This window comes from Mesorhizobium sp. B2-4-6 (assembly GCF_006442775.1).
Taxonomy (GTDB): Bacteria; Pseudomonadota; Alphaproteobacteria; order Rhizobiales; family Rhizobiaceae; genus Mesorhizobium.
In genome coordinates, this window is sequence record NZ_VFVI01000002.1 from 83894 (window position 1) to 104765 (window position 20872).

Sequence of the window (20872 nt, forward strand, 5' to 3'; positions counted from 1 at the left end):
CGGCGCTTTGCCGCCGCCTCAGTCGAAGAACGCCTCGACCACGTTGCGCTTGCCGAGCATGAAGGCGTCGGCGACGTGCTGCAGCGGCGCGAGGTCGACATCCGAAGTGCCGGCGCGAACGATCTCGGCGAAGCGCTTGTAAAGCATCGGATATTCGGCCTCGGGCTCGTCGTGGACGACCTTGCCGTCGACGGCGAGCTTAGCGCCGCCGCCCGACAGCACCATCTTGCCCTTGTCGGTCTCGGCGACGATGTCCCAGCTCTGCGGGCCGGTCTGAAGCCAGTCGAGCTCCATCGTCACCGGCAGGCCGTTGGACGTGCGGAAGGCGACATGGGCCGCGACCGGTGCCGCGCGGTTCTCCGGAAAATCGAGCACGGCCGAGGTGATGAACATAGCAGGCAGGATGTGCGTGGCGATCGACAGCGCGTTGATGCCCGGATCGAACACGCCGAAGCCGCCGGGTTCCCAGATCCATTCCTGGTTCGGGTGCCAGCGGCGCACGTCTTCCTTCCAATCGATGGCGGCCGAAGTCAGTCCGGCCGAGGCAAGGAATGCGCGCGCGGCCTCCACCGCCAGCGCATAGCGCGAATGCCAACTGGCGAAGAGCGAGACACCGTTCCTCTCGGCAAGCGTCTTGAGGTGTTCGACTTCGCTGACCGTGGCGCCCGGCGGCTTCTCGAGGAACACATGCTTTTTCGCCTCCAGTGCGGTGCGCGCGGCGTCGTAACGGAACTGCGGCGGCATGCAGAGCGAGACCGCATCGAGGCCGGGTTCGGCCGCAAGCATGGCTTCGATCGTTGGATAGTTCGGGATCCCGTCGACTTTGCCGTGGCGGCTGGCCGCGGCGGCGAGCTGAAAGTCCCCATCCTTGGCGACCGCCGGCAAATGCTGGTCGCGCACGATCTTGCCCACGCCGACGATGCCGAGCTTGATGGGACTGCTGGTCATGGAAACTCCAAGGAATGAAAGGGTGTCTAGGCGGGGCGGGTTTATCCGGCGGGTTCTGGGAAATATGAAGGCTGGACGCGCTTTTCAGATCGGCTCTTCAAAGGTGACGATCGAAACTTCGCCTTCGAGCGCGCCCTGATAGGCCGACAGATGCGGCTCCTCGTCGGGCTCGCCTTCCATGTCGCCGATCTGGTCGAGTTCGGCCTCGGCGTAACCTTCCGCGGCGAGCGATTCGAGCGCGCGGCGCACGGCAGAATCATCGTCGGGCGCCACCAGCATCACATGCACGCCCTCCGGCTTGCCGCCTTTCTTCTTCCAGACCCGCCCGGTGATGATCGTGACCGGCCGTTCTTCATTGTCGTTCACGGGCTGATTCCTCGTTTTCCCGGAGATTGTCCGGTGCAAGCCGCCTTTTGGCACGAAGCAAGGGCACAGGACAGCGCAAAGCCGGTCACTTTCTTCCTCGCTCTTGGAAAAAGACGCAAGAAAATTACATGCGTTTCTCGCATGGCTGCCCAGCCTCGGGTTGGGCGCAATATTTGTCGCGCCGGGGTTGACGGACCCTGGGGTTGCGGGTAGAAGCCGCGACGTCAGAACCGATGTGAGGCTCTCCTGTCCGAAGCGACACGCTTTGGAGTTTGCCTCAAACAGGGTTCGTTTTACGAGCGAAAAAGACATTTCCGGCGCGCATGAAGCGGCTCCCGCTTCCTCTGCAATTTGTTCGGGCAGGACCGCGAGGCGCGGTGTGTTGCCCGAATTTGCGTATGGAAACGACGCTTTGAGCGGCCCTGACAGGGCAGACACGGAATTGAGAGACAAGAGGGTTTAATGCCTACCGTCAACCAGCTGATCCGCAAGCCGCGCCTGGCGCCGGTGAAGCGCAACAAGGTCCCGGCCATGCAGCAGAACCCGCAGAAGCGGGGCGTCTGCACGCGCGTCTACACCACGACGCCGAAGAAGCCGAACTCGGCGCTGCGCAAGGTGGCCAAGATTCGCCTGACCAACGGTTTTGAAGTGATCGGCTACATCCCCGGCGAAGGCCACAACCTTCAGGAGCACTCGGTGGTCATGATCCGCGGCGGTCGCGTCAAGGATCTGCCGGGCGTCCGCTACCACATCATCCGCGGCGTGCTCGACACGCAGGGTGTGAAGAACCGCAAGCAGCGTCGTTCGAAATACGGCGCCAAGCGTCCGAAGTAAGGGTTTCCCATGTCCCGTCGTCACAGTGCAGAAAAGCGTGAGATCAATCCGGACCCCAAGTTCGGCGATCTGATCGTCACCAAGTTCATGAACGCCGTCATGTATGACGGCAAGAAGTCGGTTGCCGAGACCATCGTCTATGGCGCGCTGGACCAAGTCCAGGCCAAGACCAAGCAGGAGCCGGTCACCGTCTTCCATCAGGCGCTCGACAATGTCGCGCCGCATGTGGAAGTGCGCTCGCGTCGCGTCGGCGGCGCCACCTACCAGGTTCCGGTCGACGTGCGCCCCGAGCGCCGTCAGGCGCTGGCCATCCGCTGGCTGATCGCCGCGGCCCGCAACCGCAACGAGACCACCATGGTCGACCGCCTTTCGGGCGAGCTGATGGACGCGGCCAACAACCGCGGCACGGCCGTCAAGAAGCGTGAAGACACCCACAAGATGGCGGAAGCCAACCGCGCCTTCGCGCATTACCGCTGGTAACGCGAAAGAGACTGAGAGGCACCTCCCATGGCCCGCGAATACAAAATCGAAGACTACCGCAATTTCGGTATCATGGCGCATATCGACGCCGGCAAGACGACGACGACCGAGCGCGTCCTCTACTACACGGGCAAGTCGCACAAGATCGGCGAAGTCCATGACGGCGCTGCCACCATGGATTGGATGGAGCAGGAGCAGGAACGCGGCATCACCATCACGTCGGCCGCGACCACGACCTTCTGGAAGGGTCGCGACGGCAAGATGCGCCGCTTCAACATCATCGACACCCCCGGACACGTCGACTTCACCATCGAGGTCGAGCGTTCGCTGCGCGTGCTCGACGGCGCCATCGCGCTGCTCGACGCCAACGCCGGCGTGGAGCCGCAGACCGAGACCGTGTGGCGCCAGGCTGACAAGTACCATGTGCCGCGCATGATCTTCTGCAACAAGATGGACAAGATCGGCGCCGACTTCTACCGCTCCGAGGAAATGATCGCCTCGCGCCTCGGCGCGCAGGCTGTCGTCATGCAGCTGCCGATCGGTGCCGAGACCGAGTTCAAGGGCGTTGTCGACCTCGTCGAGATGAACGCGCTCGTCTGGCGCGACGAGACCCTTGGCGCTGCCTGGGACGTCGTCGAGATCCCGGCCGATCTCAAGGAGAAGGCCGAGCAGTACCGCGAGAAGATGATCGAAGCCGCCGTCGAGATGGACGAGACCGCGCTCGAGAACTACCTCGAAGGCAAGATGCCGTCGAATGACGAGATCCGGGCGCTGATCCGCAAGGGCACCATCGCGGTCAAGTTCTACCCGATGTTCTGTGGCTCGGCCTTCAAGAACAAGGGTGTGCAGCCGCTGCTCGACGCCGTTGTCGAATACCTGCCGTCGCCGATCGACGTGCCGGCCATCAAGGGTGTCGACGCCAAGACCGACGCCGAGATCGAGCGTCATGCCGATGACAACGAGCCGCTGTCGATGCTGGCGTTCAAGATCATGAACGACCCGTTTGTCGGTTCGCTGACCTTTGCCCGCATCTATTCGGGCAAGCTCGCCAAGGGCACTTCGGTCGACAACACAGTGAAGGGCAAGAAGGAGCGCATCGGCCGCATGCTGCAGATGCATGCGAATTCGCGCGCCGACGTCGAAGAAGCTTACGCGGGCGACATCGTCGCCCTGGCTGGCCTCAAGGACACGACCACCGGCGATACGCTCTGCGATCCGCTGCATCCGGTCATCCTCGAGCGCATGGAATTCCCCGATCCGGTCATCCAGATCGCCATCGAGCCGAAGACCAAGAACGACCAGGAAAAGATGGGCCTCGCACTGCATCGCCTGGCGGCCGAGGATCCGTCATTCCGCGTCAAGACCGACGAGGAAAGCGGCCAGACCATCATCGCCGGCATGGGCGAGCTGCATCTCGACATCATCGTCGACCGCATGCGCCGCGAGTTCAAGGTGGAAGCCAATGTCGGCGCGCCGCAGGTGGCTTATCGCGAGACGATCACCCGCACGCACGAGCAGGACTACACGCACAAGAAGCAGACCGGCGGTACCGGCCAGTTCGCCCGCGTCAAGATCATCTTCGAGCCGAACACCGAGAGCGAAGAGTTCGTGTTCGAGTCCAAGATCGTCGGCGGTGCGGTTCCGAAGGAATACATCCCGGGCGTCGAGAAGGGCATCAACAGCGTCATGGGTTCCGGCCCGTTCGCCGGCTTCCCGATGATCGGGGTCAAGGCGACGCTCATCGACGGCGCCTTCCACGACGTCGACTCCTCGGTGCTGGCGTTCGAAATCGCCTCCCGCGCCTGCTTCAAGGAAGCGGCTCCGCGCCTCGGCGTGCAGCTTCTGGAGCCGATCATGAAGGTCGAGGTCGTGACGCCGGAAGATTACGTCGGTGGCGTCATCGGCGACCTCAACGGCCGTCGTGGCCAGATCCAGGGTCAGGAAGCGCGCGGCGTTGCCGTCGTCATCAACGCGATGGTGCCGCTCGCGAACATGTTCAAGTACGTCGACAATCTGCGTTCGATGTCGCAGGGCCGCGCCCAGTACACGATGCAGTTCGACCACTACGAGCCGGTTCCGACCGCGGTCGCCCAGGAAGTTCAGAAGAAATACGCGTAACTCGAGCGGGTTGCACGAGACCTTAATTCAAGGCCCGCACGGGCAGGCAGGAATGGAGAGATCACATGGCAAAAGGTAAATTCGAGCGCACCAAGCCGCATGTGAACATTGGCACGATCGGTCACGTCGATCATGGCAAGACGTCGCTGACGGCGGCGATCACGAAGTATTTTGGCGAATACAAGCGCTATGACCAGATCGACGCGGCCCCCGAAGAGAAGGCGCGCGGCATCACGATTTCGACGGCGCATGTCGAGTATGAGACGGCCAACCGTCACTATGCCCACGTCGACTGCCCCGGCCACGCCGACTATGTGAAGAACATGATCACGGGTGCTGCGCAGATGGACGGCGCGATCCTGGTCGTTTCGGCCGCCGACGGCCCGATGCCGCAGACCCGCGAGCACATCCTGCTTGCCCGCCAGGTCGGCGTTCCCTCGATCGTGGTGTTCCTGAACAAGGTCGACCAGGTCGACGACGCCGAGCTGCTGGAACTGGTCGAGCTCGAGGTTCGCGAACTTCTGTCGAAGAACGAGTTCCCCGGCGACGACATTCCGATCGTCAAGGGTTCGGCGCTGGCTGCGTTGGAAGATTCCAACAAGACCATCGGCGAGGACGCCATCCGCGAGCTGATGGCGCAGGTCGACGCTTACATCCCGACGCCGGTTCGTCCGCTGGACAAGCCGTTCCTGATGCCGATCGAGGACGTGTTCTCGATCTCGGGCCGCGGCACGGTGGTGACCGGCCGCGTCGAGCGCGGCATCGTCAAGGTCGGCGAGGAACTGGAGATCGTCGGCATCCGTCCGACCACCAAGACGACCTGCACGGGCGTGGAGATGTTCCGCAAGCTGCTCGACCAGGGCCAGGCCGGCGACAACATCGGCGCGCTCTTGCGCGGCGTCGACCGTGAAGGCGTGGAGCGCGGCCAGGTTCTGGCCAAGCCCGGCACGGTCAAGCCGCACAAGAAGTTCGTGGCCGAAGCCTACATCCTGACCAAGGACGAGGGCGGCCGTCACACGCCGTTCTTCACCAACTACCGTCCGCAGTTTTACTTCCGCACGACGGACGTGACGGGCATCGTGACGCTGCCGGCGGGCACCGAGATGGTGATGCCCGGCGACAACATCACCGTCGACGTCGAGCTGATCGTGCCGATCGCCATGGAAGAGAAGCTGCGCTTCGCCATCCGTGAAGGCGGCCGCACCGTCGGTGCCGGCATCGTCGTCACCATCAAAGAGTAATTTGGACTGAAACCGATCTGTCGCGGGCGCGGGAGCTGCCCGCGCCGCGCCAGAACAAGGAATTGACGCATGAACGGACAGAATATCCGCATCCGCCTTAAGGCGTTTGACCACCGGGTGCTCGACGCCTCGACGCGCGAAATCGTGTCGACCGCCAAGCGCACCGGCGCCAACGTCCGCGGCCCCATTCCGCTGCCGACGCGGATCGAGAAATTCACGGTCAACCGGTCGCCCCACGTCGACAAGAAGAGCCGTGAGCAGTTCGAGATGCGCACGCACAAGCGGCTGCTCGACATCGTCGATCCGACCCCGCAGACGGTCGATGCTTTGATGAAGCTCGATCTGGCGGCCGGTGTCGACGTCGAGATCAAGCTCTAAGGGAACGAGAGCGCGGTAAGGGGCGGTGCCCCTGGCCCGGAACTCTAAAGGAACAAGAGGCGTGGAGGGGCGATAGCCCCGACAGGGAACTCTAAAGGAATTGAACCGATGCGTTCAGGTGTGATTGCAAAGAAGGTGGGAATGACCCGCATCTACAACGATGCCGGGGAACACGTTCCCGTCACCGTTCTCCAGATGGAGAACTGCCAGGTCGTGGCCCAGCGCACGCAGGAGAAGAACGGCTACACCGCCGTCCAGCTCGGCGTTGGCCTTGCCAAGGTGAAGAACACGTCGAAGGCGATGCGCGGCCATTTCGCCGCCGCTTCCGTCGAGCCGAAGGCCAAGGTCGCCGAGTTCCGCGTCTCCGCCGACAATATGATCGACGTCGGCGCCGAGCTGACGGTCGAGCATTTCGTCGCCGGCCAGAAGGTCGACGTCACGGGCACCTCGACCGGCAAGGGTTTCCAGGGCGTGATCAAGCGGCACCACATGGGCGGCGGCCGCGCCACGCACGGTAACTCGGTCTCGCACCGCACGCACGGTTCGACCGGCCAGCGCCAGGACCCCGGCAAGGTGTTCAAGGGCAAGAAGATGGCCGGCCACATGGGCGACACCCGCGTCACCACGCAGAATGTCGAGGTCGTCTCGACCGACGCCGATCGCGGCCTGATCCTGATCCGCGGCGCTGTTCCCGGCGTCAAGGGCGCCTGGATCCTGGTTCGCGACGCCGCCAAGGTTGCGCTGCCGGCCAATGCGCCGAAGCCGGCCGCGATCCGTGCCGCTGCCGCCAAGAACGAAGCCCCGGCCACTGAGGGAGCCGAATAATGGATCTCAAGATCACAACGCTGGGCGGCAAGGACGCCGGCAAGGTGAAACTCTCCGAGGAGATTTTCGGCCTTGATCCGCGCGAGGACATCCTGCAGCGCGTCGTGCGCTGGCAACTCGCCAAGAAGCAGCAGGGCACGCACAAGGCCAAGGGCCGCGCCGAAATCGCGCGCACCGGCGCCAAGATGTACAAGCAGAAGGGTACGGGCCGCGCCCGTCACCACTCGGCTCGCGCTCCGCAGTTCCGCGGCGGCGGCAAGGCGCACGGCCCGGTCGTTCGCAGCCATGAGCACGAGCTGCCGAAGAAGGTCCGTGCGCTTGGCCTCAAGCACGCTCTCTCGGCCAAGGCCAAGAGCGCTTCGCTGATCGTCGTCGACGAGCTGAAGCTCACCGAAGCCAAGACCAAGGCGCTGGTGGCGAACCTCGAGACGCTGGGGCTGACCAACGCCCTGGTTATCGGCGGCGCCGAGCTTGACCAGAACTTCAAGCTGGCCGCGACCAACATTCCCAACATCGACGTGCTGCCCATCCAGGGCATCAACGTCTACGACATTCTGCGCCGCGGCACGCTGGTCCTTTCGAAGGCCGCCGTCGAGGCTCTCGAGGAGCGCTTTAAATGACCGACCTCCGTCACTACGACGTGATCGTCTCGCCGGCGATCACCGAAAAGTCGACCATGGCTTCCGAGCAGAACCAGGTCGTCTTCAACGTCGCCAAGAAGGCGTCGAAGCCGGAAATCAAGGCTGCCGTGGAAGCTCTCTTCGGCGTCAAGGTGACGGCTGTGAACACGCTCGTCCGCAAGGGCAAGATCAAGCGCTTCCGCGGCACCGTTGGCCGCCAGGGCGACGTCAAGAAGGCGGTTGTGACGCTGGCCGACGGCCAGTCGATCGACGTCGCGACGGGTCTCTGAGCAAGGCCGCGAGGACAGGACAATGGCACTTAAGAAATTCAACCCGGTAACGCCGAGCACCCGCCAGCTGGTCATCGTCGACCGCTCGGGCCTTTACAAGGGCAAGCCCGTCAAGGGCCTGACCGAAGGCCTGACCAAGTCGGGCGGCCGCAACAATTACGGCCGCATCACGGCCCGCTTCATCGGCGGCGGTCACAAGCGCTCGTACCGCATCATCGACTTCAAGCGTAAGAAGTACGACGTCGTCGGCACGGTCGAGCGTATCGAATACGATCCGAACCGCACCGCCTTCATCGCGCTGATCAAGTATGACGACGGCGAGCTGTCCTACATCCTGGCCCCGCAGCGTCTCGCTGCCGGCGACAAGATCGTGGCCGGCGAAGCGGTCGACGTGAAGCCGGGCAACGCGATGCCGCTGGCGTCGATGCCGGTCGGCACGATCGTCCACAACATCGAGCTGAAGCCGGGCAAGGGCGGCCAGGTCGCCCGTTCGGCTGGCGGTTACGCCCAGCTCGTCGGCCGCGACCAGGGCATGGCGATCCTGCGCCTCAACTCGGGCGAGCAGCGTGTCGTGCACGGCTCCTGCATGGCCACCGTGGGTGCGGTGTCGAACCCCGACCACGGCAACATCAACGACGGCAAGGCCGGTCGCACCGTGTGGCGCGGCAAGCGCCCGCACAATCGCGGCGTGACCATGAACCCGGTCGACCATCCGCATGGCGGCGGCGAAGGCCGCACGTCGGGTGGCCGCCATCCGGTTTCGCCCTGGGGCAAGCCGACCAAGGGCAAGAAGACGCGGTCCAACAAGGCGACCGACAAGTTCATCCTGCGCTCGCGTCATCAGCGCAAGAGCTAAGAAGAGGTAACGCCAAGTGACTCGTTCGATTTGGAAAGGCCCCTTCATCGACGGCTACCTTCTCAAGAAGGTGGACAAGGTTCGTGAAGGTGGTCGCAATGAGGTGATCAAGATGTGGAGCCGTCGCTCCACCATCCTGCCGCAGTTCGTCGGCCTCACCTTCGGTGTCTACAACGGCCAGAAGCACGTTCCCGTCTCGGTGAACGAGGACATGGTCGGCCACAAGTTCGGTGAATTCGCTCCGACCCGGACCTATTACGGTCACGGCGCGGATAAGAAGGCGAAGAGGAAATAATCATGGGCAAGGCCAAAGCTCCGCGCAGGCTTGCTGATAACGAGGCGCGTGCCGTTCTGCGCACGATCCGCATCAGCCCGCAGAAGCTCAACCTGGTTGCCGCGCTGATCCGCGGCAAGAAGGTCGCGACAGCGCTTTCCGATCTCGAATTCTCGGCCAAGCGGATTTCCGGCACGGTCAAGAAGACGCTGGAATCGGCGATCGCCAACGCGGAAAACAATCACGACCTCGACGTCGACGCTCTGATCGTGGCGGAAGCCTATGTCGGCAAGTCGATCGTCATGAAGCGTTTCCACGCTCGTGGCCGCGGCCGCGCCAGCCGTATCGAAAAGCCGTTCTCGCATCTCACGATCGTCGTTCGTGAAGTCGAGGAAAAAGGGGAGGCCGCATAATGGGCCAGAAAGTCAATCCGATCGGGCTGCGTCTCGGCATCAACCGTACCTGGGATTCGCGCTGGTTCGCGAACACGGGCGAGTACGGCCAGCTGCTGCACGAGGACCTCAAGATCCGCAAATATCTCGAGAAGGAACTCAAGCAGGCCGCGATCTCCAAGGTCGTGATCGAGCGTCCGCACAAGAAGTGCCGCGTCACTATCCACGCGGCGCGTCCGGGCCTCATCATCGGCAAGAAGGGCGCCGACATCGAGAAGCTTCGCAAGAAGCTGACCGAGATGACGAAGTCCGAAACGCACCTCAACATCGTCGAAGTACGCAAGCCGGAAATCGACGCCACGCTGGTCGCCCAGTCGATCGCCCAGCAGCTCGAGCGCCGCATCGCGTTCCGCCGCGCCATGAAGCGTGCCGTTCAGTCGGCCATGCGTCTCGGCGCCGAAGGCATCCGCATCAACTGCTCCGGCCGTCTCGGCGGCGCCGAAATCGCGCGCATGGAGTGGTACCGCGAAGGCCGCGTGCCGCTGCATACGCTGCGCGCCGATGTCGACTACGGCACGGCCGAGGCGAACACGGCCTACGGTATCTGCGGCGTCAAGGTGTGGGTGTTCAAGGGCGAGATCCTCGAGCATGACCCGATGGCCTCCGAGCGCCGTGCAACCGAAGGCGATGCCGCTCATGGCGGCGGTGGTGCTGGCGGTGAGCGTGAACGCGGCCGCCGTCGCGAGAACGCCTGAGACATTTGAGAATTTGGAGTTAGAACGATGCTGCAGCCAAAGCGCACAAAGTTCCGCAAGCAGTTCAAGGGCCGTATCCACGGTACCGCCAAGGGCGGCACCAATCTGGATTTCGGCGGTTTCGGGCTGAAGGCGCTTGAGCCGAACCGCGTCACCGCGCGCGAGATCGAGGCGGCCCGCCGCGCGATCACCCGCGAGATGAAGCGCGCCGGCCGCGTCTGGATCCGGGTGTTCCCGGACCTGCCGGTCACCTCGAAGCCGACCGAAGTCCGCATGGGTAAGGGCAAGGGCGCCGTCGACTACTGGGCGGCGCGCGTCAAGCCTGGCCGTATCATGTTCGAGATCGACGGCGTCAGCGAGGAGACGGCTCGTGAAGCGCTGCGTCTCGGCGCCGCCAAGCTCTCGGTCAAGACGCGCTTCGTGCAGCGCATCGCAGAATAAGGACAGGCGATCATGAAAGCCGAAGACATCCGGACCAAGACCCAGGATCAGCTGACCGACGACCTGGCGGCCCTCAAGAAGGAGCAGTTCAACCTGCGCTTCCAGAAGGCCACCGGCCAGCTCGAAAAGACCGCGCGCGTGAAGCAGGTCCGCAAGGACATCGCGCGCATCAAGACCATCGCCGCGGAAAAATCCGCGGCCAAGAAGGCTTAAGGACGAGAACCATGCCAAAGCGCATCCTGCAGGGCACCGTCGTCAGCGACAAGAACGAGAAGACGGTCGTGGTCAAGGTCGAGCGTCGCTTCACCCATCCGGTGATGAAGAAGACCGTGCGCATGACCAAGAAGTACAAGGCGCACGACGAGAACAACGCCCACAAGGTCGGCGACCAGGTGTTCATCCAGGAATCGAAGCCGATTTCCAAGGACAAGCGCTGGGTTGTCGTCTCGTCGGATCAGGCTTGATCCGGGCGAACGAACCGAATTTTGGACAGACCGGGGAGGGGTGAAAGAACCCGTCCCGTTAGAAAAGAAGAAGGCGGCCAGTCATGATTCAGATGCAAACAAACCTCGACGTCGCGGACAATTCCGGCGCCCGTCGTGTCATGTGCATCAAGGTGCTGGGCGGCTCGAAGCGGAAATATGCCTCCGTCGGCGACATCATCGTGGTGTCGATCAAGGAAGCCATTCCGCGCGGCCGCGTTAAGAAGGGCGATGTGATGAAGGCGGTCGTGGTTCGCACGGCCAAGGACATCCGCCGCCCGGACGGCAGCGTGATCCGTTTCGACAAGAACGCGGCCGTTCTCGTCGACAATAAGAAAGAGCCGATCGGCACCCGTATCTTCGGACCGGTTCCGCGCGAATTGCGCGCCAAGAACCACATGAAGATCATCTCGCTCGCGCCTGAAGTGCTGTAAGGAGCCGGACCAATGCAAAAGATCAAAAAAGGCGACAAGGTTGTCGTGCTTGCCGGCAAGGACAAGGGCCGTTCGGGCGAAGTCCTGTCGGTGCAGCCGAAGGAAGACACCGCGGTCGTCCGCGGCGTGAACCTCATTCGCCGTCATCAGAAACAGACCCAGTCCCAAGAGGGCGGGGTCATCACCAAGGAAGCGCCGATCCACCTGTCGAATATCGCGCTGGCCGACCCCAAGGACGGCAAGCCGACCCGCGTCGGCTTCACCATCCAGAAGGATGGCAAGAAGGTGCGCGTCGCCAAGCGTTCGGGAGAAGTCATCAATGGCTAAGGCTGAAACCAAGCAGGCAATTGCCAAGAACGAGCCGCGCCTCAAGAAGGTCTACAACGAGACCATCCGCAAGGCGATGCAGGAGCAGTTCGGCTACGACAACGACATGCAGGTTCCGCGCATCGACAAGATCGTGCTGAACATGGGTGTCGGCGAAGCAACCGCAGACTCCAAGAAGCCCTCGGTCGCGGCCGAGGATCTCGCGCTGATCGCCGGCCAGAAGGCCGTCGTCACCCGCGCCCGCAACTCGATTGCCGGCTTCAAGGTGCGCGAGAACATGCCGATCGGCGCCAAGGTCACGCTGCGCAAGGAACGTATGTACGAGTTCCTGGACCGCCTCGTGAACATCGCGCTGCCGCGCGTTCGCGACTTCCGCGGACTGAACCCGAAGAGCTTTGACGGCCGTGGCAACTATGCCATGGGCATCAAGGAGCACATCGTGTTCCCGGAGATCAACTACGACAAGGTTGATCAGGTCTGGGGCATGGACGTCATCGTTTGTACGACGGCGAAGACGGACGACGAGGCAAGAGCGCTGCTCAAGGCCTTCAACTTCCCCTTCCGCCAGTAACGGCAGCGAAAAAGGAAACATCTGAAATGGCAAAGACCAGCTCAGTCGAGAAGAACAACCGGCGCCGCAAGCTCGCCGACCAGTATGCCGCCAAGCGCACGGCGCTCAAGGCCATCATCATGGATCAGTCCAAGCCGATGGAAGAGCGTTTTCGCGCCCAGTTGAAGCTTTCGGCGCTGCCGCGCAACTCGGCCAAGATCCGCATCCGCAACCGCTGCGAAGTGACGGGCCGTCCGCGCGCCTACTACCGCAAGCTGAAGCTTTCGCGTATTGCGCTTCGCGATCTGGGCAATACTGGCCAGATCCCGGGCCTGGTCAAGTCGAGCTGGTAAGGAGACACTGAGATGTCATTGAGCGATCCTCTCGGCGATATGCTGACCCGCATCCGCAACGCCTATGGCCGCAAGAAGTCGAGCGTTTCGACCCCGGCCTCGCGTCTGCGTGCCCGCGTCCTCGAAGTGCTGAAGTCGGAAGGCTATATCCGCGACTACAGCCAGACCGATTTCGAAAACGGCAAGTCCGAAATCGAGATCGAGCTGAAGTATTTCGACGGCGCTCCGGTCGTGCGCGAAATCGAGCGCGTCTCGAAGCCCGGCCGCCGCGTCTATGTCTCGGCCAAGTCGATCCCGCAGGTCGCCAACGGCCTCGGCATCGCCATCCTTTCGACGCCGAAGGGCGTCATGGCCGACCATGAAGCGCGCGAGCAGAATGTCGGCGGCGAAATCCTCTGCCAGATCTTCTGATCCGGCGCGAAATTGATGAATGGGCTTCGGTTCTCGGGATCGCGCCCGGGAACTGGAACTGAAACGAAAGAAGTGACGAGGACAACAAAATGTCTCGTATCGGAAAGAAACCCGTTTCGCTGCCGCAGGGCGTGACCGCGTCCGTCAACGGCCAGACCGTGACGGCGAAGGGCCCCAAGGGCGAGCTGAAGTTCGTGGTGAACGACGAAGTGCTGGTGAAGATGGACAACAACGAGATCTCCGTTGAGCCGCGCGACCAGACCAAGAACGCCCGCTCCAAGTGGGGCATGTCGCGCACGCAGATCGTCAACATCCTGCAGGGCGTGAAGGACGGCTTCGAGAAGAAGCTCGAGATCACCGGCGTCGGCTATCGCGCGGCGTTGCAGGGCAAGAACCTGCAGCTGGCGCTCGGCTTCAGCCACGACGTGGTTTATCAGACGCCGCAGGGCATCACCATTACGGTGCCGAAGCCGACCGAGATCACCGTCTCGGGAATCGATAAGCAGCAGGTTGGCCAGGTCGCCGCCGAGATCCGCGAATATCGCGGCCCCGAGCCCTACAAGGGCAAGGGCGTGCGCTATGCCGACGAGCGCATTGTGCGCAAGGAAGGCAAGAAGAAGTAATAGGCCTGGCCCCGAAAAGTTGCAGACTTTTCGCAAAGGGCCAAGCCGCAGAAGTGTAACGCCGCGGGGAGCGGCCGCGGGAGGCCTAGCCTACCGCACAGGGTTGCCCCCGTTTTCTGAAGGCAAGGACTGACATTATGGCAAGCCCCAAAGAGACCATCCAACGCCGCGCGCAACGCGTGCGCCGCCAGCTGAAGAAGGTCGCCGGCGCGCGTCCGCGGCTTTCGGTGCACCGCACCTCGAAGAACATTTACGTCCAGGTCATCGACGATGCTAACGGCCACACGCTGGCCGCCGCCTCGACGTTGGAGAAGGATCTCAAGGGTTCGCTCAAGACCGGCGCCGACACCTCCGCCGCCGCCGCGGTCGGCAAACTGATCGCCGAGCGTGCCACGAAGGCAGGCGTCAAGGAAGTCGTCTTCGACCGCGGCCCGTACATCTATCATGGCCGCGTCAAGGCGCTGGCCGAGGCTGCCCGCGAAGGCGGTCTCAGCTTCTGATGCATGATCCCGAACCGGGAGGTCCGCGCAGCGAAAAGTTGCAGACTTTTCGGATAAGATCATGCAAAGGAAAAATTCGCCGCTGACGACCCGAAGCGGTGTCGGCAAACAGCAACCCGTGCTTCCGGAAAAGAACAAGGACTAGGATATGGCACAGGAACGTAGAGAAGGCGGCCGCGGCCGCGAGCGCGAAGAGCGTGACGACGGCATGGTGGACAAGCTCGTCCACATCAACCGCGTCGCCAAGGTGGTGAAGGGCGGCCGTCGTTTCGGCTTTGCCGCTCTCGTCGTGGTCGGCGACCAGAAGGGCCGCGTCGGCTTCGGCCACGGCAAGGCGCGCGAAGTGCCGGAAGCGATCCGCAAGGCGACCGAGTCGGCCAAGCGCGACATGATCTTCGTGCCGCTGCGTTCGGGCCGCACGCTGCATCACGACGTCGAGGGCCGTTGGGGCGCTGGACGCGTTCTGCTGCGCGCCGCCAAGCAGGGTACCGGCATCATCGCCGGCGGCCCGATGCGCGCCGTCTTCGAGACGCTCGGCATGCATGACGTGGTCGCCAAGTCGATGGGGTCGTCGAACCCCTACAACATGGTTCGCGCCACCTTCGACGCGCTGAAGAGCCAGATGCATCCGAAGGATGTGGCTGCCGCGCGCGGCATCAAGTACTCGACCCTTCAGGCCCGCCGCGGCACCGCCGTTGCGGCTGAAGAATAGTCGACGCTGACCAGGGATTTCGACCATGGCCAAGAAAGCTACCAAGACCATCACCGTCGAGCAGATCGGCTCGCCGATCCGCCGGCCGAAGGAGCAGCGCGCGACGCTGGTCGGCCTCGGCCTGAACAAGATGCACAAGCGGCGCACGCTGGAAGATACCCCTTCGGTGCGCGGCATGATCGCCGCCGTCCAGCACCTCGTCCGCGTCGTGGACGAGGCCTGAACGGAAGCGCAGGAGAAGAAACATGAAACTCAACGATCTGCGTGACAAGGACGGCGCCACGCACTCCAGGAAGCGCCTCGGTCGCGGCATCGGCTCCGGCTCGGGCAAGACGGCCGGTCGCGGCGTCAAGGGCCAGAAGGCCCGCTCGGGCGTCGCCATCAACGGCTTCGAGGGCGGCCAGATGCCGCTCTACCGGCGCCTGCCGAAGCGTGGCTTCAACAACATCTTCGCCAAGAGCTTCACCGTCGTGTCGCTGGCTCGTATCCAGGCCGCGATCGATGCCAAGAAGCTCGACGCCAAGGCGACCGTTACGGCCGAGGCCCTGGTTGCCGCCGGCGTCATCCGCCGCGCCAAGGACGGCGTGCGTGTGCTGTCCGACGGCGAACTCAAGGCCAAGCTCTCCTTCGACGTCGCCGGCGCCTCCAAGGCCGCGATCGAGAAGATCGAGAAGGCCGGCGGTTCGGTGAAGCTGCCGGAAGCGGCCGCCGCCGAGTAACGGCGAGTTGAAGCGCGGCCGGCCGGGATGATTTCGCATTTTCCGTCGAACCGCGCTTTGACCAGATGAATTGGGCGGCCGCGTCAACGCGGCCGCTTGCATGTTTACGGTCCGGAGCTTATCTCGTGGGCTTCGGTGACACGCGCCGCCTGAGCTGCGGGCATCGAGCGTGACATGGAAATCAAACGAAGTAGAGCATGATATCGTCCGAAAACCGCTCCACACTTTTCGGCATCATGGTCTAGCGGAGAATCAGGCATGGCCTCGGCTGCTGAACAACTAGCCTCCAATCTGAATTTCGCGGCCTTCGCCAAGGCCGAGGACCTCAAGAAGCGCATCTGGTTCACCATCGGCGCGCTGCTCGTCTACCGCCTCGGCACCTATATCCCGCTTCCCGGCATCAATCCCGACGCTTTCGCCCAGGCCTTCTCCTCGCAGAGCAAGGGCGTGCTCGGCATGTTCAACATGTTCGCCGGCGGCGCCGTGCAGCGCATGGCGATCTTCGCGCTGGGCATCATGCCCTACATCTCCGCCTCCATCATCATGCAGCTGATGACCTCGGTCATCCCTTCGCTGGAGACGCTGAAGAAGGAGGGCGAGCAGGGCCGCAAGATCATCAACCAGTACACGCGCTACGGCACGGTGCTCCTGGCGCTGGTCCAGGCCTACGGCATTTCGGTCGGCCTCGAGGGCGGCAACGGCATCGTCAACGATCCAGGCATGTTCTTCCGCATCTCGACCGTCGTCACGCTGGTCGGCGGCACCATGTTCCTGATGTGGCTCGGCGAGCAGATCACCGCGCGCGGCATCGGCAACGGCATTTCGCTGATCATTTTCTCCGGCATCGTCGCCGGCCTGCCCCGCGCGATCTCCGGTACCCTGGAACTCGGCCGCACCGGCGCGCTGTCGACGGGCCTCATCCTAGCGATCATCGTGCTGGCCATCATCGTCATCGCGCTCATCGTCTTCTTCGAACGCGCGCAGCGCCGCCTGCTCATCCAGTATCCGAAGCGCCAGGTCGGCAACCGCATGTTCCAGGGCGATACCTCGCATCTGCCGCTGAAGCTCAACACCTCTGGCGTCATCCCGCCGATCTTCGCGTCTTCGCTGCTGCTTCTGCCGGCGACCGTCGCGGGCTTCTCGCAGGCGACCAACCTGCCGGCCTGGGCCAGCACGATCCTCGCCTCGCTCGGCCATGGCCAGCCGCTCTACATGATCTTCTATGCGGGCATGATCGTCTTCTTCGCCTTCTTCTACACGGCGATCGTCTTCAACCCGAAGGACACGGCCGACCAGCTCAAGAAGCACTCCGGCTTCATCCCAGGCTATCGTCCGGGCGAGCGCACCGCCGAATATATCGACTATGTTCTGACGCGCATAACCGTTATCGGCGCCATTTACCTGGTGCTGGTCTGTCTGCTGCCGGAGTTCCTGATTTCGGCGACTGGCGTACCTTTCTACCTCGGTGGCACATCGCTTCTGATCGTGGTCAGTGTCACGCTCGACACGGTGGCGCAGATTCAGGGTCACCTGATCGCGCACCAGTATGAGGGCCTGATCAAGAAGTCGAAGTTGCGCGGGGGGAAGAGGAGCAGATGAGGCTGATATTGCTTGGGCCGCCAGGAGCGGGCAAGGGGACGCAAGCACAAAGACTGGTAGAAAAGCACGGCATCCCCCAGCTCTCGACGGGTGACATGCTGCGTGCCGCCGTCCAGGCCGGAACCGAGGTCGGCAAGCGTGCCAAGGCGGTGATGGATGCCGGTGAACTGGTCTCGGATGCGATCGTCAACGCCATCGTCGCCGAACGCATCGATCAGCCGGATTGCGCCAAGGGTTTCATCCTCGATGGTTATCCGCGCACGCTGGTCCAGGCCGACGCGGTCGAGGCTATGCTCGCCGAGCGCGGCATAGCGCTCGACACCGTCATCGAGCTCGTCGTCGACGACAAGGCGCTGGTTGGCCGAATCGTCAAACGCGCCGAAGATGCCAAGGCCGCCGGCCAGCCGGTGCGCAAGGACGACAACCCGGCGGTGTTCGAGGAACGCTTGCGCGAATACTACAAGAAGACGGCGCCGCTGATCGGCTACTACTACGCCAAAGGCAAGCTCAAGACCGTCGACGGCATGGCCAGTATCGATGCGGTGACCGCAGAGATCGGCAAGGTCCTCGCGGTTGCGGCGAAGTAGGCCGGGCCGACAATTAAAGATTGCGCTTGACTGAAGTGGGCCGCTGGGGTATGGCGGCCCGTCTTCCTATCAGGCATGGACTTTGCTTGCCCTTGCGGGCAAGGCGGTCGCTTTGAACCAGGAAACTCCCGCAGGGGCCGGCCTCCACCGGACGCGGGGCAACTTCGACAGCGCCGGGCATGCCCGGCCCACATGGAGAAAGAGAAGAAGATGGCTCGTATAGCCGGCGTCAACATTCCGACCAACAAGCGCGTCGTCATTGCGCTTCAGTACATTCACGGCATCGGCAAGAAGTTTGCCCAGGAGATCGTCGACAAGGTCGGCATCCCGGCGGACCGCCGCGTCAACCAGCTGACCGACGCGGAAGTGTTGCAGATCCGCGAGGCGATCGACCGCGATTACCAGGTCGAAGGCGACCTGCGCCGTGAAGTCTCGATGAACATCAAGCGGCTCATGGACCTCGGCTGCTACCGCGGCCTGCGTCACCGCCGCTCGCTGCCGGTCCGCGGCCAGCGCACGCATACCAATGCGCGCACCCGCAAGGGTCCGGCCAAGGCGATCGCCGGCAAGAAGAAGTAAGTAAGCGAATAGCGAGTAGCCGTTAGCGGGCAGGAATCCCTACTCGCTATTCCCTACTCGATCCCAAAGGTGGAGCCGCTGGCATTACGGCGGTGTAGAGATCAACTGAAAGGACTACCATGGCCAAGGAAGCCGCTCGTGTTCGCCGTCGCGAACGCAAGAACATTTCGTCGGGCGTTGCCCACGTCAATTCGACCTTCAACAACACCATGATCACCATCACCGACGCACAGGGCAATTCGATTGCCTGGTCGTCGGCCGGCGCGCAAGGCTTCAAGGGTTCGCGCAAGTCGACCCCGTTCGCCGCCCAGATGGCTGCCGAGGACGTCGCCAAGAAGGCGCAGGAACACGGCATGCGCATGCTCGAGGTCGAGGTCTGCGGACCCGGCTCCGGCCGTGAATCGGCCCTTCGCGCGCTACAGGCGGCGGGCTTCACCATCACCTCGATCCGTGACGTGACGCCGATCCCGCACAATGGCTGCCGTCCGCGCAAGAAGCGCCGCGTCTGATTTTTTAAGCGCCGCGCGAACGCCACGGCGTTCCTCCGCGGTTTTCCGTGTCGCCCGCCACGATTGGATGGTGGCGGGGCAAAGGAAGGAAGACATCTATGATCCAGAAAAACTGGCAGGAACTGATCAAGCCGAACAAGATCGAGTTCTCGTCGAAGAAGAAGACGCTGACCACGCTGGTGGCCGAGCCGCTTGAGCGCGGCTTTGGCTTGACGCTGGGCAATGCGCTGCGGCGCGTGCTTCTGTCTTCGCTGCGCGGCGCGGCCGTCACCGCCGTGCAGATCGACGGCGTGCTGCATGAATTCTCGTCCATCGCCGGCGTGCGCGAGGACGTGACCGACATCGTGCTCAACATCAAGGAAATCGCCATCCGCATGGAAGGCGATGGACCCAAGCGCATGGTCGTTCGCAAGCAGGGCCCGGGCGCCGTGCTCGCCGGCGACATCCAGACAGTCGGCGACGTCGAGATCCTCAACCCCGACCACGTCATCTGCACGCTGGACGAGGGCGCCGAGATCCGCATGGAGTTCACCGTCGACACCGGCAAGGGCTATGTGCCGGCAGAGCGCAACCGCGCCGAGGACGCGCCGATCGGCCTGATCCCGGTCGACAGCCTCTACTCGCCGGTCAAGAAGGTCTCCTACAAGGTCGAGAACACCCGCGAGGGCCAGGTGCTCGACTACGACAAGCTGACCATGACCATCGAGACCAACGGCTCGATCTCGGGTGAGGACGCGGTGGCTTTCGCCGCCCGCATCCTGCAGGACCAGCTCGCGCTGTTCGTCAACTTCGACGAGCCGCAGAAGGAAGTCGCCGCCGAAGCCGTCACCGAGCTCGCCTTCAACCCGGCGCTGCTCAAGAAGGTCGACGAGCTCGAGCTTTCGGTGCGTTCGGCCAACTGCCTGAAGAACGACAACATCGTCTATATCGGCGACCTGATCCAGAAGACCGAAGCCGAGATGCTGCGCACCCCGAACTTCGGCCGCAAGTCGCTGAACGAGATCAAGGAAGTGCTGGCGGCCATGGGCCTCCATCTCGGCATGGAAGTGCCGGACTGGCCGCCGGAAAACATCGAAGACCTCGCCAAGCGTTACGAAGACCAATATTGAGCATGAATTCCAAGGATCGGCGGCGAGAGCCGCTCGATCCGACGGTCATGCGGAAAACCATCAGAGGCCGTGGCCTCTTGAACAACTGAAGAAGGAAAAGAGCCATGCGCCACGGTTTCAAAGGCCGTCGCTTCGCCCGCAGCGTAAGCCACCGCAAGTCAATGTTCGCCAACCTCGCCGTGTCTCTGATCGAGCACGAGCAGATCGTCACCACCCTGCCGAAGGCGAAGGACCTGCGTCCGATCGTCGAGAAGCTCGTCACGCTCGGCAAGCGCGGCGACCTGCACGCCCGTCGTCAGGTCATCGCCCAGATCGGCAACGAGCCGGTCGTGAAGCGCCTGTTCGACACGATTGCGCCGCGTTACGCGCAGCGCAACGGTGGCTATCTTCGCATCATGAAGGCGGGCTTCCGCAAGGGCGACAACGCCGCGATGGCGGTCATCGAATTCGTCGACCGCGACACCTCGGCCAAGGGCGCCGCCGACCGCGCCCGCCTCGAGGCCGAGGGCGCCAACGAGGAAGCCGCGGTCGCCTGAGGCCAAGCATTTTCGTCATGACTT

At 63.1% G+C, this 20872-nt stretch carries 33 protein-coding genes; 31 read left to right on the forward strand and 2 right to left on the reverse strand.

The window, feature by feature from the left end; all coding sequences use genetic code 11:
* Positions 1 to 18: 18 nt before the first annotated feature.
* Positions 19 to 948: a Gfo/Idh/MocA family oxidoreductase gene (locus FJ957_RS06240; RefSeq protein ID WP_140829733.1), complete on the reverse strand. Its 930-nt coding sequence runs from the start codon at positions 946 to 948 to the stop codon at positions 19 to 21.
* 84 nt (positions 949 to 1032) lie between these two features.
* The gene (locus tag FJ957_RS06245) at positions 1033 to 1314 is read right to left on the reverse strand and encodes a transcriptional regulator (protein ID WP_140646983.1); all 282 of its coding nucleotides are present in this window, start codon (positions 1312 to 1314) and stop codon (positions 1033 to 1035) included.
* A gap of 462 nt (positions 1315 to 1776) precedes the next feature.
* Here FJ957_RS06245 and rpsL point away from each other — a divergent pair, with 462 nt between their 5' ends.
* The 31 genes from rpsL to rplQ all read left to right on the forward strand — a co-directional run bounded on the left by rpsL (position 1777) and on the right by rplQ (position 20848).
* Complete coding sequence (rpsL, locus tag FJ957_RS06250) at positions 1777 to 2148, forward strand: 30S ribosomal protein S12 (protein WP_006202128.1); 372 nt, start codon at positions 1777 to 1779, stop codon at positions 2146 to 2148.
* 9 nt (positions 2149 to 2157) lie between these two features.
* Positions 2158 to 2628, forward strand: a complete 471-nt coding sequence (gene rpsG / locus FJ957_RS06255) for a 30S ribosomal protein S7 (protein WP_027170372.1) — start codon at positions 2158 to 2160, stop codon at positions 2626 to 2628.
* Positions 2629 to 2655: 27 nt separating this feature from the next.
* Positions 2656 to 4746: an elongation factor G gene (fusA, locus tag FJ957_RS06260; RefSeq protein WP_140646984.1), complete on the forward strand. Its 2091-nt coding sequence runs from the start codon at positions 2656 to 2658 to the stop codon at positions 4744 to 4746.
* Positions 4747 to 4811: 65 nt separating this feature from the next.
* Positions 4812 to 5987, forward strand: coding sequence for an elongation factor Tu (gene tuf / locus FJ957_RS06265; RefSeq protein ID WP_140646975.1), 1176 nt, complete (start codon positions 4812 to 4814; stop codon positions 5985 to 5987).
* 69 nt (positions 5988 to 6056) lie between these two features.
* The gene (gene rpsJ / locus FJ957_RS06270; protein WP_006205468.1) at positions 6057 to 6365 is read left to right on the forward strand and encodes a 30S ribosomal protein S10; all 309 of its coding nucleotides are present in this window, start codon (positions 6057 to 6059) and stop codon (positions 6363 to 6365) included.
* Between the two features lie 108 nt (positions 6366 to 6473).
* Positions 6474 to 7190, forward strand: coding sequence for a 50S ribosomal protein L3 (gene rplC, locus FJ957_RS06275; RefSeq protein ID WP_095765515.1), 717 nt, complete (start codon positions 6474 to 6476; stop codon positions 7188 to 7190).
* Complete coding sequence (rplD, locus tag FJ957_RS06280) at positions 7190 to 7810, forward strand: 50S ribosomal protein L4 (RefSeq protein WP_140829735.1); 621 nt, start codon at positions 7190 to 7192, stop codon at positions 7808 to 7810. Before rplC ends, rplD begins: the two co-directional genes overlap by 1 nt.
* Complete coding sequence (locus FJ957_RS06285; RefSeq protein WP_040983033.1) at positions 7807 to 8100, forward strand: 50S ribosomal protein L23; 294 nt, start codon at positions 7807 to 7809, stop codon at positions 8098 to 8100. Before rplD ends, FJ957_RS06285 begins: the two co-directional genes overlap by 4 nt.
* A gap of 22 nt (positions 8101 to 8122) precedes the next feature.
* Positions 8123 to 8956: a 50S ribosomal protein L2 gene (gene rplB / locus FJ957_RS06290; protein ID WP_095818138.1), complete on the forward strand. Its 834-nt coding sequence runs from the start codon at positions 8123 to 8125 to the stop codon at positions 8954 to 8956.
* 16 nt (positions 8957 to 8972) lie between these two features.
* Positions 8973 to 9251, forward strand: a complete 279-nt coding sequence (gene rpsS / locus FJ957_RS06295) for a 30S ribosomal protein S19 (RefSeq protein WP_015317982.1) — start codon at positions 8973 to 8975, stop codon at positions 9249 to 9251.
* Positions 9252 to 9253: 2 nt separating this feature from the next.
* Positions 9254 to 9643 carry a 50S ribosomal protein L22 gene (gene rplV, locus FJ957_RS06300; RefSeq protein WP_006205462.1) on the forward strand — a complete coding sequence of 130 codons (390 nt, stop codon included), beginning with the start codon at positions 9254 to 9256 and terminating at the stop codon, positions 9641 to 9643.
* On the forward strand, positions 9643 to 10377 hold the full coding sequence (gene rpsC / locus FJ957_RS06305) for a 30S ribosomal protein S3 (RefSeq protein WP_095765512.1): 735 nt from the start codon (positions 9643 to 9645) through the stop codon (positions 10375 to 10377). Before rplV ends, rpsC begins: the two co-directional genes overlap by 1 nt.
* Before the next feature lie 27 nt (positions 10378 to 10404).
* Complete coding sequence (gene rplP, locus FJ957_RS06310; protein ID WP_027170364.1) at positions 10405 to 10818, forward strand: 50S ribosomal protein L16; 414 nt, start codon at positions 10405 to 10407, stop codon at positions 10816 to 10818.
* Positions 10819 to 10830: 12 nt separating this feature from the next.
* Complete coding sequence (rpmC, locus tag FJ957_RS06315) at positions 10831 to 11031, forward strand: 50S ribosomal protein L29 (protein ID WP_137934271.1); 201 nt, start codon at positions 10831 to 10833, stop codon at positions 11029 to 11031.
* An 11-nt stretch (positions 11032 to 11042) separates the two neighbouring features.
* The gene (rpsQ, locus tag FJ957_RS06320; RefSeq protein ID WP_023675136.1) at positions 11043 to 11282 is read left to right on the forward strand and encodes a 30S ribosomal protein S17; all 240 of its coding nucleotides are present in this window, start codon (positions 11043 to 11045) and stop codon (positions 11280 to 11282) included.
* 83 nt (positions 11283 to 11365) lie between these two features.
* On the forward strand, positions 11366 to 11734 hold the full coding sequence (gene rplN, locus FJ957_RS06325) for a 50S ribosomal protein L14 (RefSeq protein ID WP_006205457.1): 369 nt from the start codon (positions 11366 to 11368) through the stop codon (positions 11732 to 11734).
* 12 nt (positions 11735 to 11746) lie between these two features.
* Positions 11747 to 12061 carry a 50S ribosomal protein L24 gene (gene rplX, locus FJ957_RS06330; protein ID WP_140829737.1) on the forward strand — a complete coding sequence of 105 codons (315 nt, stop codon included), beginning with the start codon at positions 11747 to 11749 and terminating at the stop codon, positions 12059 to 12061.
* Entirely contained in the window at positions 12054 to 12632 is a 579-nt protein-coding gene (rplE, locus tag FJ957_RS06335; protein ID WP_140829740.1) for a 50S ribosomal protein L5, read from the forward strand. Before rplX ends, rplE begins: the two co-directional genes overlap by 8 nt.
* Before the next feature lie 26 nt (positions 12633 to 12658).
* Complete coding sequence (gene rpsN / locus FJ957_RS06340; protein ID WP_042642199.1) at positions 12659 to 12964, forward strand: 30S ribosomal protein S14; 306 nt, start codon at positions 12659 to 12661, stop codon at positions 12962 to 12964.
* A 12-nt stretch (positions 12965 to 12976) separates the two neighbouring features.
* Positions 12977 to 13375, forward strand: coding sequence for a 30S ribosomal protein S8 (gene rpsH / locus FJ957_RS06345; RefSeq protein WP_042642201.1), 399 nt, complete (start codon positions 12977 to 12979; stop codon positions 13373 to 13375).
* An 89-nt stretch (positions 13376 to 13464) separates the two neighbouring features.
* Positions 13465 to 13998, forward strand: coding sequence for a 50S ribosomal protein L6 (gene rplF / locus FJ957_RS06350; RefSeq protein ID WP_140829742.1), 534 nt, complete (start codon positions 13465 to 13467; stop codon positions 13996 to 13998).
* A gap of 137 nt (positions 13999 to 14135) precedes the next feature.
* Positions 14136 to 14498 (forward strand): 50S ribosomal protein L18, encoded by a 363-nt coding sequence (rplR, locus tag FJ957_RS06355; RefSeq protein WP_140829744.1) that lies wholly within the window; start codon positions 14136 to 14138, stop codon positions 14496 to 14498.
* 148 nt (positions 14499 to 14646) lie between these two features.
* Positions 14647 to 15210 carry a 30S ribosomal protein S5 gene (rpsE, locus tag FJ957_RS06360; RefSeq protein ID WP_032933400.1) on the forward strand — a complete coding sequence of 188 codons (564 nt, stop codon included), beginning with the start codon at positions 14647 to 14649 and terminating at the stop codon, positions 15208 to 15210.
* A 25-nt stretch (positions 15211 to 15235) separates the two neighbouring features.
* On the forward strand, positions 15236 to 15433 hold the full coding sequence (rpmD, locus tag FJ957_RS06365) for a 50S ribosomal protein L30 (protein WP_027170355.1): 198 nt from the start codon (positions 15236 to 15238) through the stop codon (positions 15431 to 15433).
* 22 nt (positions 15434 to 15455) lie between these two features.
* Positions 15456 to 15929, forward strand: a complete 474-nt coding sequence (gene rplO / locus FJ957_RS06370) for a 50S ribosomal protein L15 (protein WP_140646279.1) — start codon at positions 15456 to 15458, stop codon at positions 15927 to 15929.
* 258 nt (positions 15930 to 16187) lie between these two features.
* On the forward strand, positions 16188 to 17528 hold the full coding sequence (secY, locus tag FJ957_RS06375; protein WP_140829746.1) for a preprotein translocase subunit SecY: 1341 nt from the start codon (positions 16188 to 16190) through the stop codon (positions 17526 to 17528).
* A complete protein-coding gene (locus FJ957_RS06380; protein WP_140829748.1) occupies positions 17525 to 18115 on the forward strand; it encodes an adenylate kinase in 591 nt (196 codons plus the stop codon). The genes secY and FJ957_RS06380 overlap by 4 nt, the downstream gene beginning before the upstream one ends.
* A 210-nt stretch (positions 18116 to 18325) precedes the next feature.
* Positions 18326 to 18694, forward strand: a complete 369-nt coding sequence (gene rpsM, locus FJ957_RS06385) for a 30S ribosomal protein S13 (RefSeq protein ID WP_140646276.1) — start codon at positions 18326 to 18328, stop codon at positions 18692 to 18694.
* Between the two features lie 119 nt (positions 18695 to 18813).
* Positions 18814 to 19203, forward strand: coding sequence for a 30S ribosomal protein S11 (gene rpsK, locus FJ957_RS06390; protein WP_006205444.1), 390 nt, complete (start codon positions 18814 to 18816; stop codon positions 19201 to 19203).
* 98 nt (positions 19204 to 19301) lie between these two features.
* Positions 19302 to 20312 carry a DNA-directed RNA polymerase subunit alpha gene (locus tag FJ957_RS06395; protein WP_040983001.1) on the forward strand — a complete coding sequence of 337 codons (1011 nt, stop codon included), beginning with the start codon at positions 19302 to 19304 and terminating at the stop codon, positions 20310 to 20312.
* A gap of 104 nt (positions 20313 to 20416) precedes the next feature.
* Positions 20417 to 20848, forward strand: coding sequence for a 50S ribosomal protein L17 (gene rplQ / locus FJ957_RS06400; protein WP_140829750.1), 432 nt, complete (start codon positions 20417 to 20419; stop codon positions 20846 to 20848).
* Positions 20849 to 20872: the final 24 nt, after the last annotated feature.